At 65.9% G+C, this 16,888-nt stretch carries 10 protein-coding genes; 3 read left to right on the top strand and 7 right to left on the bottom strand.

The window, feature by feature from the left end:
• Positions 1 to 74: 74 nt before the first annotated feature.
• Complete coding sequence (gene gdhA / locus VFE28_05235) at positions 75 to 1,436, bottom strand: NADP-specific glutamate dehydrogenase (GenBank protein ID HZM15384.1); 1,362 nt, start codon at positions 1,434 to 1,436, stop codon at positions 75 to 77.
• 537 nt (positions 1,437 to 1,973) lie between these two features.
• Here gdhA and VFE28_05230 point away from each other — a divergent pair.
• Entirely contained in the window at positions 1,974 to 4,931 is a 2,958-nt protein-coding gene (locus VFE28_05230; protein ID HZM15383.1) for a PEP/pyruvate-binding domain-containing protein, read from the top strand.
• A 212-nt stretch (positions 4,932 to 5,143) separates the two neighbouring features.
• Positions 5,144 to 5,782 (top strand): hypothetical protein, encoded by a 639-nt coding sequence (locus tag VFE28_05225; protein HZM15382.1) that lies wholly within the window; start codon positions 5,144 to 5,146, stop codon positions 5,780 to 5,782.
• 105 nt (positions 5,783 to 5,887) lie between these two features.
• Here the strand turns inward: VFE28_05225 and VFE28_05220 are convergent, their stop codons facing one another.
• From VFE28_05220 to VFE28_05205, 4 genes are all read right to left on the bottom strand, one after another.
• Positions 5,888 to 7,318 carry a glutamine synthetase family protein gene (locus tag VFE28_05220; protein HZM15381.1) on the bottom strand — a complete coding sequence of 477 codons (1,431 nt, stop codon included), beginning with the start codon at positions 7,316 to 7,318 and terminating at the stop codon, positions 5,888 to 5,890.
• 131 nt (positions 7,319 to 7,449) lie between these two features.
• Positions 7,450 to 10,599 (bottom strand): CHAT domain-containing tetratricopeptide repeat protein, encoded by a 3,150-nt coding sequence (locus tag VFE28_05215; protein HZM15380.1) that lies wholly within the window; start codon positions 10,597 to 10,599, stop codon positions 7,450 to 7,452.
• Positions 10,596 to 11,405 (bottom strand): tetratricopeptide repeat protein, encoded by an 810-nt coding sequence (locus VFE28_05210; GenBank protein ID HZM15379.1) that lies wholly within the window; start codon positions 11,403 to 11,405, stop codon positions 10,596 to 10,598. The genes VFE28_05215 and VFE28_05210 overlap by 4 nt, the downstream gene beginning before the upstream one ends.
• The gene (locus VFE28_05205; protein HZM15378.1) at positions 11,402 to 11,977 is read right to left on the bottom strand and encodes an RNA polymerase sigma factor; all 576 of its coding nucleotides are present in this window, start codon (positions 11,975 to 11,977) and stop codon (positions 11,402 to 11,404) included. The genes VFE28_05210 and VFE28_05205 overlap by 4 nt, the downstream gene beginning before the upstream one ends.
• 145 nt (positions 11,978 to 12,122) lie before the next feature.
• Here VFE28_05205 and VFE28_05200 point away from each other — a divergent pair, with 145 nt between their 5' ends.
• On the top strand, positions 12,123 to 14,273 hold the full coding sequence (locus VFE28_05200) for a FlgD immunoglobulin-like domain containing protein (protein HZM15377.1): 2,151 nt from the start codon (positions 12,123 to 12,125) through the stop codon (positions 14,271 to 14,273).
• Between the two features lie 112 nt (positions 14,274 to 14,385).
• On the opposite strand, the gene VFE28_05195 is transcribed toward VFE28_05200, so the two are convergent.
• On the bottom strand, positions 14,386 to 15,690 hold the full coding sequence (locus VFE28_05195) for an SdrD B-like domain-containing protein (protein HZM15376.1): 1,305 nt from the start codon (positions 15,688 to 15,690) through the stop codon (positions 14,386 to 14,388).
• Positions 15,691 to 15,868: 178 nt separating this feature from the next.
• Positions 15,869 to 16,888: S41 family peptidase (locus VFE28_05190; GenBank protein HZM15375.1), on the bottom strand; the 1,020-nt coding region annotated here is incomplete at its 5' end.

The raw sequence follows: 16,888 nt of genomic DNA, 5'->3' as shown, positions 1-16,888 counted from the left end.
GACGCAGGGTCGGCATGACGCGAACGGGGTGGGATGGGCCCCACCCCGTCCGGTGTGATCGAGCTCGCGGTCTCTCAGACGACGCCCTGATCCATCATCGCGTTGGCGACCTTGAGGAAGCCGGCGATGTTCGCGCCGTTCACGTAATTACCCGGCGTGCCGAAGCGCTCGGCAGTCTCGAAGCAATTCTTGTGGATGGCGACCATGATGCCATGCAGCTTGGCATCGACCTCCTCGCGCGTCCAGGCGAGGCGCATGCTGTTCTGCGCCATCTCCAGACCCGAGGTCGCCACGCCCCCGGCGTTCGCCGCCTTGGCCGGGCCGTAGAGGATCTTGTGCTCCAGGAACAGCTTCATGGCCTCCGGGGTGGAGGGCATGTTGGCGCCTTCGGAAACTACGTAGATTCCCTGGCTCAGCAGGTTAGCGGCATCCTTCCCGTTGATCTCGTTCTGTGTGGCGCTCGGGAAGGCGCAGTGCGCCTTGAGGTCCCACAGCGGGTTGTGGTCGAGCTTGGGATCGATGGGGACGTAGCGGGCGCTCTTCCACTTGTCGGTGTACTCCTTGATGCGGCCGCGGCGCACATTCTTGAGCTCCAGCACGAAGGCGAGCTTGTCGCGGCTGATGCCCTCGGCGTCGTAGATGAAGCCGCCGGAATCGGAGAGGCTCACTGGTTTCGCGCCCAGGTCGAGCAGCTTCTCGATGGTGTACTGGGCGACGTTGCCGCTACCGGACACCAGAGCAACTTTGCCTTCCAGGGTCTCCTTGCGCGTCTTGAGCATCTCCTGGGCGAGGTAGACCGCGCCGTACCCCGTGGCCTCGGGCCGGATGAGCGAGCCGCCCCAGTTGAGGCCCTTGCCGGTGAGGACGCCGGTGAACTCGTTGCGCAAGCGCTTGTACTGCCCGAAGAGGAAGCCGATCTCGCGGCCGCCCACACCGATGTCGCCAGCGGGCACGTCCGTGTCCGGCCCGATGTGGCGGAACAACTCGGTCATGAAGCTCTGGCAGAAGCGCATCACCTCGTTGTCGCTCTTGCCCTTGGGGTCGAAGTCGGAGCCGCCCTTGCCACCGCCCATGGGCAAGGTGGTGAGGGAGTTCTTGAACACCTGCTCGAAGGCGAGGAACTTGAGGATGCCGAGGTTCACCGAAGGATGAAAGCGGAGCCCGCCCTTGTAAGGGCCGATGGCGCTGTTCATCTCGATGCGGAAGCCGCGGTTCACCTGGACGTTGCCCAGGTCGTCCAGCCAGGGGACGCGGAACATGAGGACGCGCTCGGGCTCGATGATGCGCTCCAGAATCTTGGCCTTGCGGTATTCGGGATGGCGCTCGAAAACGAGCGCCAGCGATTCGGCGACCTCGTGCACCGCCTGATGGAACTCGGGCTCCGAGGGGTTCTTCGACTTGACCTCGGCCATCAGCTTGGCGACGTACTCGTTCATGCTGGACCCTCCCGCGGGTGGTGTGGCGCACTGTGCAGCCATCTCCTTCGACGAGTAGCCGTCGGAAATCAGGATGGCGAGCTGGCAGTCTACAGGCCGCCGCAGCCGGATTCCAGCGGCGGGGGAGAAGCTCGGGCGGCCAGCAGCAGGCGCCGGCGCGGTTCTCGGCCCTCATGGAAATCATGGGGCAGCAATGCCTCCGTGGAAGGGCGCACCGTCGACAAAAGGTGGTAAAAGGTTGCGGCTGATCGGTCGTGAGAAAGCGCACGCGCGAACCCTACGATGTCGTCACCATCCGGCCCGACGGCGGCGGCGAGACTTTTGCCGATGCTGGCATACGGATCCGGATACGATTGATTTGTAATACTTGTACGGAATGGGGCGGCAGCTTTCCATTTGCGGGGATACCAGCCGGCTGCCGTTGAGGAAAGCGCCGTCGCCGGGTTTCTCCACGACCGCAGGTGCAGTGGGACGCTCCGGGGAGGCAGGAGGCGTGCTAGCATCGCCTGGCCGGCAGCGTGAGACCGGCGAGGGCGCATGGAGCAGAGCACCGGCAGTCTCTGGGAAAAGTACGACCCCACCTACGCGGCCTTCCGGGATCTCATGCCCTTCCGGATCCGCGAGGTACTCCTCGTTTCCAGCCAGTACGACTCCTACATCCTCGAGGAAGATGGCCGGCTGTCGGAGAGTCTTGACGCCGAGTTCCTCGACATCGGCCTGAGCCACGCGCCGCACATCACCCGGGTCTCCACGGGTGAAGCGGCGTTGCGCGCTCTCGACTCGAGCAGCATCGATCTGGTCATCACCATGACCCGGCTCGGAGACATGGATGTGGTGCAGTTCGGGCGCAGCCTGAAGGAGAAGCACCAGGCGATCCCCCTCGTGCTCCTCGCCGACAGCCCCGCCGGGGCGAGTCGGGTGAAGGAAGTGAACACCGCGCGAACTTTCGATCAGATCTTCGTCTGGCGCGGCGACACCACCCTCTTTCTCGCCATCATCAAATACATCGAAGATCGGGAAAACGTCGAGAACGACACGCGGCAAGCTGGCGTGCGCGCGATCATCCTGGTGGAGAACTCGGTGCGCTTCTACTCGACGTACCTGCCGCTCCTCTATGCCGAGCTGATGGAACAGACGCACTCGCTCATCGGCGACGTAGCCAATCCGCGGCAGCGGCTGCGCCGGCTCAAGGCGCGGCCGAAGATCCTCCTGGCGGAAACCTTCGAGGAAGGCTGGGCACTCTTCGAGAAATACCGGGAATACACGCTCGGCATCATCACCGATGCCCGCTTTCCCAAGGGCGGTACCATCGAAGGCGAGGCCGGGCTCGAGTTCGTGCGCCGGGTGAAGCAGGAAGACCCGGACATGCCGGCGCTCATCCAGTCCTACGAGGCCGACCTGGAGGCGAAGGCGCACGCGCTCGGGGCCGCGTTTCTCTTCAAGGGTTCCAAGCAGCTGCACCAGGAGATCCTCCGCTTCCTCGAGACGAGCCTTGGTTTCGGCGACTTCGTTTTCATCCTCCCCGACGGCGAGCCCGTGGGGCGGGCGCGCAACCTGGCGGAGATGCGGGAAAAGCTGCGCGAGGTGCCGGAGGAGTCGCTGCGCTACCACGCCTCGCGCAACCACTTCTCCAACTGGTGCCGGGCGCGCACGGAGTTCGCCCTCGCCGCCCGCATGCGGCCGGTGAAGGTGGAGGCGTTCCCCAACATCGAGGGCCTGCGCCGCTACCTCGTCGACGCCTTCAGCCAGCTCTACACCGAGACGCGACGCGGTGTGGTGGCGGATTTCACTCCCGGTTTCGACGAGAAGAGCGGCTTCGCCCGGATCGGTACCGGCTCCATGGGCGGGAAGGGGCGCGGGCTCGGCTTCATGAACTCGCTCATCGCGCGGCTGGGGGAGGCGGAGCGGAGCGGTGTGCGCCTCTTCGTGCCGCCGGCGGCGGTGATCGGGACGGACGTCTTCGAGCAGTTTCTGTACGAGAACCAGCTGGCCGCGCTGGCGCTTTCGGATGTACCGGATGAAGTGATCGCCCGGGCCTTCCTGGATTCCACCTTGCCCGCCGCGACGCGGCAGGACCTGCAGGCTTTCGTGGAGCGCATCACCTATCCCATCGCGGTGCGCTCGTCGAGCCTGCTGGAGGACTCCTACGATCAGCCCTTCGCAGGCATCTACCGCACCTACATGCTGCCGAACAACCACGCCGACCTGCAGGTGCGCTTCGACGATCTCTGCAACGCGGTCAAGTTGGTCTACGCCTCGACCTTCTCGCGCAATGCCAAGGCCTATCTGCAGGGCACACCCTACCGCCCGGAGGAAGAGAAGATGGCGGTGGTGCTGCAGCGGCTCGTGGGCCGCCGGCACGAGCAGTTCTTCTACCCCGATTTCGCCGGCGTGGCGCGCTCCTACAACTTCTATCCCGTGCTCGACCTCGCCGCCGAAGGCGGCATCGCCATCGTCGCCCTCGGGCTGGGGCGCACGGTCGTGGAGGGAGGCAAGGCGGTGCGCTTCTCCCCCGCGTCCCCGCTTTCGATCCCGCAGTTCGGGAGCGCCTCCCAGATCATGCGTACGGCGCAGCGCGACTTCTACGCCCTGGACATGGAGCGACAGGTGCCACCGCACCTGAGCGACCGGGACGACACCGTCGTGCAGCTCGATCTCGCCGCCGCCGCGGCGCACGGGACCCTCGCTCCGGTGGCCTCGGTGTACTCCCAGGACAACGACGCGGTGTACGACGGCTTGTCACGCCGCGGCGTTCCCCTCGTCACCTTCGCCCCGGTCCTCAAGAACCGTCTCCTGCCGCTCTCCGAGATCCTGCAGCGACTGCTCGGGATCGGCCGGGAGGCCATGAGCTGCGAGGTGGAGATCGAATTCGCCGTCGACCTGCACGGCAGCAGCGGCACCGCCGAGTTCGCCGTGGTGCAGATCCGGCCGATGGTTGTCGAAGCGGGGACGGAGGACCTCGACGAAACCCTGCAGCGCCTTACGCCCGCGGACATCCTCTGCTCCAGCGAACGGGCCCTCGGGCACGGGCGCGTTCGTGACATCCGCGACGTGGTCTATGCCCGGCCGCAGCGCTTCGACCGCTCCCGCACCACCGACATCGGCGCCGAGGTCGGCATCCTCAATCACTACCTGGGCGAGCAGGGGCGGCCGTACCTGCTCATCGGCCCGGGCCGCTGGGGTACGGCGGACCGCTGGCTCGGCATCCCGGTGGAATGGCGGCAGATCTCCGGCGCCCGCGCCATCATCGAGACCGACCTGGCGGACCTCTCGGTCGAGCCCTCCGAGGGCACGCACTTTTTCCAGAACCTGACGTCCTTCGGCATCGGCTACTTCACGGTGAGCGAGCGCGCCGGCGGCGGCTGGGTGGACTACTCCTGGCTCGACGCGCAGCCGGCGGAGCGCGAGACCACCTTCCTCCGCCACGTCCGCTTGCCCCGGCCGCTGGATCTCCGCCTCGACGGCCACTCCCGCCGCGGCGTCATCTTGAAATGAGAGCCAGGCCGGGACGGCGATATTCGTGTGCTGCTCAAAACGCCTGTTCTGAGCCCTGACTCCCCTGAGAATGAGCGGTCCCCAGCCGGCGTCGTCGTTGATAGCTCGATAGCGGAGGAGTACAATCACTTCGTTCCATGGGAGTCGGCTCGACGCCGAGACGGCCTCCAAGCGCTATTTTTCGAGCCGGCTCCGACCGAAGGGAGGGCTCGATGAAGCACAGCAATTGGCTCTTCGTCTTGGGGCTACTCGTGGCAGCGCCTGCAGGCGCAGAAGTCTTCATGAAGGCGACACTCGCAGACGCCAGCGCAGTACTCCAGTTGGAACTCCAGAACACAGCGTCGATGCCGAGCGAGGTGGCTGGCTTCGACATCTACCGCCTCGATGCGTGGCGCTCCGACGGGGGAACGTTAATCACGCAGATCGCTCTCCCCCGCCAGAACGGGAGGTACGAGGTCGTGGATCCTGGGATCGAGAACGACCATCTGTATCTCTACACATTGAAGTCCGTGGACGTGATGCGCCGCCCCATCGCCGAAGACTGGGGCACCTATCTCTCCGTGGGTCGTGCGCTGGTCGCGGAAGCCACGGTCGTCCAAGGTGCCTGCGACGCCTATCTGCAGTCGTGTCCTGCTGCGTTCTTCCAGAACGGCAACCCGGTACGTTCTGTGGCACCGGCCGTCGTTGGAGACGGGCAATACTACCGAATGTACGGGCGTATCCTGGGCCCCTCGACAGCGATGAGCGCGGACATGATCACCGAGGTCGACGAGCTCGTGCCGATGGAGTGCTTGTCGACCACTGCAGTCGCACCCTCGACGTGGGGGCAGGTGAAGCGGTTCTTCCACTGAGAAGACCTGTTGTCGCGGCCTCCCTCTGCTCTGGGTGGAGGGAGGCCGCTGTTTTCAAGGGCCGACCGGATCATCGGCCGAGGGCCAGTGAAGTGGGAACCCAGCTCAGAACTGCGACCAGAGGTACTGGTTCGTCACCTCGTGGTGGAAGACGATCTCGCTGCGCTTGATGCGCGAGCCGAGAGCCTTGGGGCAGCGCTCGGCGGAGGCGAGCTTGAGCTCGGCGAACTTCTCGTGCACCACCGTGCCCAGGAGGTTCTCGGCAAACTTGCTGGCCTTGAACATGCGCATGGCGTCGTAGACGTTGTCGGGCAGGAAGCGCGTGCGCGGGCGCTTGCCGTCGTTGTCATCGTCGGGCACCGGACCTTCGAGACCGGTGCGGAAGAGGGCGTAGATGGCGAGATACGGATTCGCGTCCGGGGCGATGGAGCGTACCTCGATGCGCGCCGTTCTCTCGTTGCCGATGGGAATGCGCACCATGGAGCCGCGGTCGCTGGGCGAGACCTTGATCTGATTCGGCGCCTCGTAGTGCGGGTCGAGCCTCCGGTAGGCGTTGACGCTCGAGTTCAGGATCAAACAGATGTCGTTGCCGTTGGCCAGGATCTTCTGGATGAAATCCCAGGCGGTCTTGGAAAGACCGTCTTGCCCCTTCTTGTCGTAGAAGAGATTCTTCCCCGCCTTGGACAGCGACATGTTCGTGTGCATGCCGTTGCCGTTGACCCCGGCCACCGGCTTGGGCAGGAAGCAGGCGGTGAGATCCATGGACGCCGCTACCTGGCGAGCCACGAGCTTGTAGAGCTGCACCTGATCCGCAGCGATGGTGGCCTCGGTGTAGCCGTAGTTCATCTCGAACTGGGAAGGCGCCACCTCGGGGTGATCCTTCTCATTGGCGAAACCGAGAGCGCGTTGCACCTCGGCGGCGGTGTCGATGAATCGGCGCAGCGTGTCGCCAGGGAGCGAATGATAGTAGCCGCCGGTGGAGATGAATTCGAAGGCGCCGGTCTCGAGATAGCGCCGCTCGGCGTCCCGCCCCTTGAAGATGAAGCCCTCGATCTCGTTGGAAGCGTGCGCCACCATGTCCTTCTTGGCCAGGCCGGCACAGAAGCCCTTGAGCCGTGCCCGCAGGTCGGCGGCGTAGGAGGAACCATCCTGGTCCTGCACCTCGCCGAAGACGAGGACCTTCCCGGGCCCGAACATGTCGGATGGCAACCAGTAGAAGGCAGGCCAGTCGATGGCGAGGCGCAGGTCCGATTCGGCCTGGCGCGAGAAACCACGGATCGAGGAGCCGTCGAAGGTCAGGTTGTCCGCCGACTTGAGAAGGAACTTCTTGTCGTAGTCCAGCATGTGCAGCCGGCCCTCGAGGTCGGTGAAGCACACGGTGAGCGCCTTGATCCGCTTCTCGTCGGTCAAGTACTTGAGCCGCGCTTCCCGGATCTTGCCCGGATCCTTGCGGGCATACCGCTCGGCCTTGGCCTCAAGGTTCATTTCCTCCAGCTGGTCGTACGGAATCTCCAGGAAATCGCGCAGGGGCTGCATGGACCTCTCCTCGGGTCTCGGGTGGCTGGAGGAATAAAGCATAAAACTAGCCATAGCTGCAATAATCTTGGCTAGATTTAGTATTATACCAGTTTAAATAATGACAAAACAAGAAATTGCAGGGGCTTGCTTCAGGAGGAGGGCTGCTGCCGTGGCCCCCGGCGGGCTCTCGCGGTAAGCAGGAGCAGGCCCCCCACGAGGGCCACCAGGACCGGAACCAGCCAGAGTGGCGGGGAGGGATCATCGCCCGGCGCCGCGGGCCGACCGATCACGATGAAAGCCGCCCAGTCGCGTACCGGAGCTCCCGCCTGGAGCATGGCCAGCTGGGCCTGCTGCAGGCCGAGATCCGCGGGCGCGCGTGCATCCGTACGCGCCGCGTGGAAACGATCCATCAAACCGACGGTGCTGCGATCGGCGATCTCCCACAGGGAGACCACGAGCTGCCGCGCGCCGGCTTGCAGAAAAGCGCGTGCCAGTCCGAGGAGCCCCTCGCCTCCCGCCTGCTTCCCGAGCCCGGTGTCGCAGGCGGAGAGCACCACCAAGTCGGCATCGAGCCGGAGGTCGAGGATTTCCCGGGCCTGCAGGAAACCATCCTCGGCGGGATCTTCGTCCTGTGCCAGCGCCAGGCCGCTCGACCAAGGCTCGCGCGGGTCGAACCAGGCATGGGTGGCGAAGTGGACGACCGTGGCCTGCGGCAAAGCCCCGACCACGGCATCCTCGGTGGCGTCCTCACCGACGAAAGTGTGCGCCCGGCGGAAGTGACGCGCCACCTGGTGGACTTCCTCCTCGGCATAGGGCAGCGGCCCGAAGCGGAAGGAGGTGGGGCCGCGCCTTTCGTCCAGGAGCGCCGCCGTCCGGTAGGTGGTCGGGTTGCCCACCGCGAGCAGCAGAGGGGACCGACGATGGCGTCGGGGCCACAAGGACGGGTCGAGGACGCTCGCCGAAGGCGCGCAGGCAATGGCGTGGGTCTCGACGAGGAAGCCCTCCTCCCTCCGCAGCGCAGCGAACGGCAGGGTGACGAGGGGACCGTCGGTGACGATGAGGAGGCGCGAGGTCGCTGCCAACTCTAGCTCGACGGGAGCGAGAAGCAGTTCCTGCAAGCGCACGGCGAGCTCATTCAAGTTCGGGGCTTCGGCGCCGACGGCAGTACGGAAGGAATCGACCAGTGCACGCAAGCTGTCGGCACCGAGTGCGATGGTTCGTACCCGCAGGCCGCTCCCGGTGAGCGCGAAGACAAGGCTCTCGTGTGTCCCCACGAGATACTCGACGAGGACCTGGCCCGGGAGGAGTACGCGCTCACGGACTTCCGCGGCACGAAGCGGCGGCCGGAGTCCGGTGAGGTCACCGTAGAGCGGAGCGCGAGCAGCAATTTCCTGCTCCGTATCCCGCAGCTCCTGCAGCACGGCACCCAAGTCACGACGCAAGGAGTCGATCCGAGCCGGATCGGCTCGTTCCTGCGAGACGGTCCACGACAGAATCGCTTGTGTTTTCTCCATCTGACGGCGCAAGGAGGCCTGGCGCTCGCGCAAAGCCCGCGGCGCTTCCGGCGCCTGTTGCGGAATGGTGCCTCCCAGGACCTCGAGTAGGGCGCGCCCGTGCGCCCGTTCGGCTACTTGATACGCCTCGGCGAGGAAGCTGTCGACGTGCGCACCAGTGCTCCCTCTCACGGGGAGTTGCCAAGCCAGAGCACAGAGAGTGCGGGCGCGCTGGAAGTAGAGCTCGTGCACCTGTTGTTGGAAGGCGATGCGCAGTTCCTCGCCGCCCAGGTGAGTGCGCACGGCTTCGGCGTTCTGGATCGCGGTGGCAAAAGCGCCCGCCGCAGCGCCGGGATCGCCGAGTGCCACCCAGGCACGGCCTCTCTCGAACAGTGCGTCGCGTCGCTGCGGCTCCTGCCCGGTGGCTTTGACGACCGCCAGGGCGGAATCGGACCAAGCCAGGGCCCGCACCGGCGCACCGCGTTCGTTGCAAACGTGAGCAAGCATACACGCCAGCTCGGCGAGAGCACTTTGTTCGCCGGCCTCCTGGGCGAGAGCGAATGCCGCCGCCAAGTCGGCTTCGGCGGCGACGACATTCCGGCGCCGCAGGTGCAGCCCGGCGCGATCAGCGAGAGTCCAGAGACGCAGGTAGGGGTAATGAAACGACTGCTGCAGCCGCCATGACTCGGCGAGGCGGGCCTCGGCTTCTTCGAGTTTCCCTTGCGACGCGAGCACGCCCGCGATCCAGCGGTGCATGCCGGCCTCGAAACGCGGGTTTTGCATCTGCCGGGCCATGCGTGCAGCTTCCGTGAGTTCGAGCAAGGCCTCTTCGTTCTCCCCGAGTCTGGCGTGCAACATGCCGAGGGAGGAGTGCACGTTGGCCACGGCGCGCGGGAAGCCCAGTGCCGTCGCCTGGCGCAGCGCTTCGCGGAGTGTGGTGATGGCGGCAGAAAAGCGTTCGCCATTGCTGTGCAGCTGGCCGAGGCGGACGAGAGTGGCTACGGCCTCGCCCTGGGCACCCGAGCGGGCGGCGAGCTGGAGCGCCGCTTCCACGTATACGAGGGCCGAGTCCGGCTCACCGGAGCGAGCGAAGGCCAGGCCGAGATCGGCTAGAACGCGGGCTTCGAGGCGGGGCACGGCAGCGCGGCGGGCGTGCACGAGCGCCGAGTCGTAGCTCGCGAGGGCGCGTCGCGGGTCCACGTGGGTCAGCTCGTACATGGCGAGTGCTGTCCAGGCCTCGGCGGCCAACCCGTCGTTCCGCTCCCGGCGTGCCGTTTCGACGAGGGCGCGCAAGGTGTCGACCACCGGCCCGCCCTGACCCTCGTTGACCACGGCGAGGCCGATTCCAGCTTGTGCCCTGTTGGCCAGCGCTTGGTCGCCGAGTTCTCGGGCGAGCGCCAGGGCCGACCGGTGCGCCTCGGCCGCCGGAGAGAAGAGCCCCATGCACTGGAGACAGGAGCCGAGAAGCCAGCTCGCCTCCGCCTCGGTGCGCCGATCATGGCTGGTACGTGCACTCTCGACGAGAACGAGCAGTCCCTGTCGCGCTTGCGCCCATCGCCCCGCATCGACCCAGGTACGCAACTGCTCGAGATTGGGTGCCGTGACGGTGCCGGGTGGCGCCACGATGCCCGTCTTCCCCGCGGTGTCGGCACCGGCCGGCATGGGAGAAACGGGTGTCGCGTGATGGAGGGCGACGGCGCCCGGGGCTGCCACGACCTGTGGCACGGCTGCGCCGTCGAGGAGGATGGCGACGTTCGCCGCCAGGACCAACCGAACTGCCGCACCGCCCGAAGCGAGCGGCCTCATGGTCGCAACCGGCGGTCGAGGTCCTGGGCTCGCGGAGCGTAAGCGCCCGAAGAGGCAACGAGGAGAGCGAGGACTCGGCGCGCCGCCTCGCGCTCGCCTCGGGCGAGGTACGCGTTCGCCAGCACCCATTGCACCGCGTCGCGCTGCTCACCCTCGGCACGGGGCGCGGCTCGTTCCAAGAGTGGAATCGCGCCCTGCAGATCTCCGCCCACCGCGAGCACCAGGCCCAGGCCGTAGGCTGCCGGCACCGAGTCCGGTTCGCGCTCCAAGGCGGCGCGGAAATAGCGCTGTGCCTCGGCGTGTTGGCCGAGGTCGAAGTACGACGCCCCGGCATCGAGAAGCTCGGCCACTGCGTCCCCGGGCGTCGAGCTGCGCATGCCCCCGCTCGCCGCAATCTGGGGCGGGAAGCTGGCCCAACGCCGGATGTCGCTCCGGCGGGCCTCCTGCCAGAGCCCTAAGCCGATGAGAAGCGCGGCGGCAGCGGGAACGAGCAAACGCGGACGGAGGAAGGGCACGAGCCCCGCCAGCCGGCGCTGCACTCTCGGAACGGGGACCGACACCGTGGACGGTGATGCAGCAATCGCCGCAGCGGTAGGCGGTTCTTCCTGCAACAATGCCGCGAAGCCTGAGCGCCCTTCGCGCAGGGCCTCCGCCATCCGGACGCCGCGCTCGAGCTCCAGGACGCAAGCATCGCACTCGAGCACGTGCTGTTCGAAGGCGGCGCGCTCGGCCGGCTCGAGCGCTCCCAGCTCGTAGCGAGCCACCAGCGCTTGCAACTCCGGCCGTGGGCAGGGGGCGCTGTTCATCGTCCACCCCCTTCGCCTTCCTCCAGCATGGCGAGCAAACGGGTACGACAGCGGGAGATGCGGCTGTCGATGGTTCCCATGGGTTCGCCATCGAAGGCGTTCCGGATGTCCTCCCGTGACGCTCCTTCCAGGAGCAGACGGAAGATCCGGCGGCAGTCACCGGACAGTCGTTGCAATGCGTTCTCCAGCGAATGGACGAGCTCCACCATGGTCTGCCCGCCACTCACGACGAGAGACGCCGACTCGGAAGCGTGGGGGATGCCACCGGTGCCGAACCGGTCCTTGTCCCGCTGCCGGCGCGTCAGATAGTTGCCCACCTTGTGGTGCAGGATGGTGAACAGCCAGGGGAAGAGCCCATGCTGCAAGTCCGCCTCGCGGTATTTCTCCAGGGCGGTGCGGATCGTCTCCTGCGCCACGTCCTCGGCGGCGACGTAGTCCCAGATCCTCTTTTTCGCCAATGCCAGGGTTCTTGCATGCAAGCGCGAGAACAAGGCGTTCTCGGCGGCGGCATCGCCACGCCGCGCCCGCGCCAGGAGGGCGTCGATGCCCATGGCTTCGGTGGCAGGATCCACGCTCGGTGAACTCCGCGGCACCGTGGGAGGAGTTGGGCGAAGAGTCAAAGCCAGGATACCGGTAGATGGGAGCAGGCGCAAGGAAGACCCGGGTGATGGAAAAGAGGAGACACAGGCTGCCGAAGGCCTCGACCAGGAGGAAGCCATGGCTCCTAGACCCATGTACCGCTGGCTGCTGGCGGCGAGCATCGTATTCATGTTCGCGGCCGTGGCTCTAGCGGGAGACTTCACCTTGTATCCGGATCACGAGCAGGTGCGAGCCACGTTGCCGGCGACCGACAGCGGCGTCCAAGGCGGCGCCTACTGTGGCCCGACCTCCGCCTCGGACGTGGTGAACTGGTTGAACGACAACGGTTATCCAGGACTCGATTTCGACGACAGCGACGCTGCCGCGATCACCCTCGAGATCTTCGGTCTCGGCCTCTACCTTTTCACGGATCCGAACGGTGGCACCGAGCCCGCGGATTTCAGGGACGGTTTGCAAGACTTCTTCGACGATCACGATCTCGGCGACCGCTTCGAGGTCAGCTACGTCGGCCGCAACATGGGCTCCGAGATCGAGCAGACGTTGGGGCACACTTTCGGGACCATCGGGCTCCTGCTCAATGTGGGGAACTACGTCATGGCCCGGGTGGGTTGGTACGAATCCGATGGTGACCGCTGCGGCGGCCATTACGTGGCGGTGACGGGTTACGACGAGGACGCTGGCGACTTCACTGTGCGCTTCCGGGATCCATCGGACGGTAGACTCCAAGTACGCACACGCTCCATCGTCGACGGTTTCTATGATCTCGAGGATCCGGCCTCGGGAGGCTGCCCGGCGCCCTGCATCGTCAATCGCTTCGCCTCCTCTTGGGAGTGGAGCCGGAGCCCTAGTACTTCTTGCGACAACACAGACCGGAACGGCTACCAAGACGGCATCATCAGCATCCGGCCGATTTCCCTCCTCACCCTCGGAGCGGGCACCTTTCTCGTGAGCAACAACCTGGCGACAGGAGCCACGCACGTGGTCACCACGACCACCGGTGGCCCACCGACGACGATCGCGTACCACCCCCACCTCTTCCACATCTATCACTGCCGCCCAGGGGAGAACGTGGTCTACAAGACCGACTACGTCACCAATGCGGTGACGCCGCTTCCGATCACGACAGCACTCAATCAGCCCCGGCGGCTCATCTTCGGGCCGCGGTTGCGGCTCTACATCCTGCAAGGGCCGGCGGCCGGGCCCTCCGAGGTCCTCGCCGTCGAACCGGACTTCACTCCCAGTGGCTCGCTGACCGCTCCGATCCTCACGGATCTGGCCTACTACGAAGCGGCGGACCGTATCGTGCTGTGGAGTGGCCCCTCGGGCCAGCTCGGTCAATTCACGCCCGACCTCACCCCGGTAGGGTCGTTGATCACGTTGCCCTCGGGACCCACGTTCGTGAATCCCGGCTACATGGCTGTCGATCCACGCAATGGCATCGTCTACTACAATCACAACGGCAGCAGCTCCATCTTCCGCTACAACCTGGGGACGATGTCGGCCATGCCGGCTCTCCCATTGACCGGGGTCGATCCCGCCGGGATGGCCGTCGACAACCGCGGCCATCTTTTCGTCGCCCGCGCCGGTGCCGGAACCGTGCTCGAGTTCGACGCCGCGGGCGCGCCCGTCACGGGTTCTCCTGCCACCGCTGTCAGTGCCAACGGCCTGCTGGCGCTGACGCGGGCGGTGCGGCGACCGCTCACGAACGACTACACCGCAGGGCGTCGGGACAACGACATGCCCGTGGTCCTCGGCGATTTCGACGCCGACCTGGACGTGGACGCAGCGGACATGCAGAGCTTCATGGACTGCTTCTCCGGCGCCGGTCTTCCCTATATTGAGAACCAAGGCTGTCAGCTCGGCGACTTCGACAACGACTTCGACGTGGACTGCGACGACCACACGGCGTTCCGCGCCGCTTGGACCGGCAGCCAGCCGCCGGTGTTCTGGGACTGCGCCGGCCCCACGGACGTGCTGGAGATTCCCGTGCTGCGCGTCCGCCTCGAACCGGTCGTTCCCAACCCGTTCAACCCGATGGCGGCGATCGCCTTCCAGCTGCCGCGCCCCATGCAGGTGCGCCTCACGGTGCACGACGTGCGTGGCCGGGAGGTGCGCGTGCTGGCGAGCGGCATGCACGGCGCCGGACGCCAGCGCCTCGTCTGGGACGGAACCAATCGGCACGGCCTACGCCAGCCTTCCGGCGTCTACACCCTGCGCCTGGTCACCGAAGAGGGAACGGAAACACGCAAGATCGTTCTCCTCGAATAGCGAGGCCAGGCCTCATGAAAAGCGGCGCCGCGCCCCTTCAAGGACGCGGCGCCGTCAGCATTCCAGAGAGGAGCGGCGAAGGCCCCACGACGCCGGCCTTCGCGCGGGGCACTCAATCCGGGATGTCGCCGCCACCCCGTTGGTTGAGGCCGTTGAACACCCTCAAAGCGCTCTGGATGTCCGTCTCCAAACCCGGGTAGCCCGTGATGATCGGCTGCTTGAGGCTCGCGACCTCCTGCGCGGAGAGAATCAGCGATTCGCCCCAGGTGATCAACACGTCCTGCAGCAGTGTCTGGGTGGTGAGCCCCCGGCCAGCGGCATCGTTGAGCTCGGTGGCGAGGAGCACCATGAGGAGCTTGGGCAAGGAAGCGTGGGTGAAGTCGGTCAAGATCTCGTAGGCTTCGTGCAGCTCCTGTCCGTCGGTGAACTGATAAGGAATCGGGAGGAATTGGCCCTCGATCTGGTTCAGGAAGCCGAGGACCGCAGCCGCGTCGTAGCCGCCGCGCGTACCGCCCTTCTTCACTTGGTACAGGACATCGGCCCAGAACATCTCGTCCAGTCCCGTGGTGGGCAGCGCGCCGCTGGTGATGGCAGACACGATCACGTCTGCCTGCGGCTTGTAGCCGAAGGCGATGTTCGTGGCGTTCGGGCCGATGGTGACGTTCTGCGTCGTGGGTCCGGTGGCAGCGAAGAACGCCGCCAGCTGCTCGTTGAAATCGACCGCGGCCGTCGATACCGGGACGCCCACGGAGTAGGTGCCGGAGTTGAGGGTGAACTGGTAATGGCCCGCCGCGTCGGTCACCGTGGTGCTCGTCCCGATCTGGACGGTCACCGACCCGATTCCGGGCTCGGTCGCGGGGTTTTGCGTGCCGCTCGCATCGTTATCGATGAAGACCGTGCCGGAAATCACGAAGGCTCCTTGGCAGGGGCCAGGAAGGAGCCCGGTGTTGCTGGTGCCGCCGCTCCGCACGGCGACTTGCACGGCGCCCAGAGGCATGTCGCCGGAGAAGGTGATGGTGTAGCGGCGGGTTTCGCTGGCGCCGAGCGGCAAGTCCCACTTCAGGCCGAAGAGGCCGCTGCTCGGGTCCACGCCCAGGTGACCGCCGGGCGGGGTGGAACCCAGCAAGCCGACGGCGCAAGGGGGAATCTGGATGACGAAGCGGTCGAGAGTCGACCCCGCCCCCGTGCCTGTCACGATGTAGGCGAAGGTCGTCTTACGGTTGACGAGCGAGCGCCCGTCGAAAGTGACCTGATATCCGTTCACCAGTTGCGACGTGGGCGCGGAGATGACACCGGAGATGTCCGAGGCGGAGTCGGAGCTCGGTGTCGGTGGCGAGGTCGGAGTCTCTTGCTGCATACAGCCGGAGAGGGCGAGCAGGAGGCTCACCAGCACGAAGGTTCGGCTCTGGCGATTCACGATGTACTCCCGGATCCTGAGACCGATCCAATCAAGTTGCAACGAACGTAGAATCATATGCGCCCACGCCACGGCTGGTCAAGTGAAGACCCACACGAGTTCAGCAAGAACCGAGGGGAACGCATCCACGCCGCTGGCGGGGAGGCGTGCCTCGCGCCAGCCAGACCCCCCGGTGTGTTTACCTCTTCTTGATGCGCCGCACCGCTTCCTCCAGCGCCAGGTCGCGGCCGCCGATGTAGTACTCCGGAACCGGCTCGACGACGACATCGGGAAGGATGCCCTTCCCGTCGAACAACGAACCGTCGGCTTGGAAGGAGGCCATGGAGCCGATGCGGAGCCGAAGACTCGTCGAGCCCAGCAGAATCTCCTGACCGTAGGCGCTGCCGCCGCTGCTGGGAGTCCCCAGGAGCATGACGTTCTTCATCCCCTCGAGGCCGGCCAGAAAGATGTCGGTGGCGCTGAAGCACTTCGCGTTCATGAGCACGATCACCGGCTTGTCGTAGTGATAGATCTCCGGGCCATCCCGTCGAGTGAGGGCCATGTAGTGCCAGTCGCTGAACTGACCCGCAGGCAGCTGCCAATGCGGCTTGAAGGTTCTCGCGAACGCGGCGACCGCTTGGCGCTGATTCGGGGTCCACTCCTTGGCGCCGGCGCGATACATGCGATGGTTTTCGGCAAGGTGGTTCTCCTTGTGGGCACTGTGCAGCCGGTAGGCGGCGGCGGTGAAGACGCGCGGCGGGTCGTCGGAGGCGGCCAAGTAGGAGTACAACAGCAGCAGGGCGTCGCGATCTCCTCCATTGTTGTCCCGAACGTCCACGACCAGCCCGGCGGTGTCACGAAACCTCGGCATCCAAAGCTTGATCTCCGCTACGGAAGTCGATTCGACCATGGTGGGTAGCCGGAGGTAACCGACGTTGGCGTCCAGTCGGCGCGAGCCACCGGGCGGCCACACCCCGTAGCTCAGGGGTGACTGGGCGACGGGGAGCGTCAGCGTCGTACGCGTCTTGCCGTCCTGGCTGGCGAGCTCGATCTCGACCGTATCTTTCTTCGGCAGGTTCATCACGCCGCGCCAGTAGTCGATCTCGCGTAGTTGGCGGAGGCAGCGCTGGCGCACGTACTGCGGCGAGCCCTTGACCACGAGCTCGGCCGCGGCCGCGCACCACTCGTCGACCGGCTTGCCATCGATCGCGAGCAAAAA

Source organism: Candidatus Krumholzibacteriia bacterium (assembly GCA_035649275.1).
GTDB lineage: Bacteria > Krumholzibacteriota > Krumholzibacteriia.
The sequence above is the reverse complement of the archived record's forward strand: the minus strand, read 5'-3'. Positions and strand labels throughout refer to the sequence as shown.

Coding starts and splice junctions, on each gene's coding strand:
- VFE28_05230 (HZM15383.1), top strand. CDS start 1,974: ATGGAGCAGAGCACCGGCAGTCTCTGGGAAAAGTACGACCCCACCTAC.
- VFE28_05225 (HZM15382.1), top strand. CDS start 5,144: ATGAAGCACAGCAATTGGCTCTTCGTCTTGGGGCTACTCGTGGCAGCG.
- VFE28_05200 (HZM15377.1), top strand. CDS start 12,123: ATGGCTCCTAGACCCATGTACCGCTGGCTGCTGGCGGCGAGCATCGTA.
- gdhA (HZM15384.1), bottom strand. CDS start 1,436: ATGAACGAGTACGTCGCCAAGCTGATGGCCGAGGTCAAGTCGAAGAAC.
- VFE28_05220 (HZM15381.1), bottom strand. CDS start 7,318: ATGCAGCCCCTGCGCGATTTCCTGGAGATTCCGTACGACCAGCTGGAG.
- VFE28_05210 (HZM15379.1), bottom strand. CDS start 11,405: ATGAACAGCGCCCCCTGCCCACGGCCGGAGTTGCAAGCGCTGGTGGCT.
- VFE28_05215 (HZM15380.1), bottom strand. CDS start 10,599: ATGAGGCCGCTCGCTTCGGGCGGTGCGGCAGTTCGGTTGGTCCTGGCG.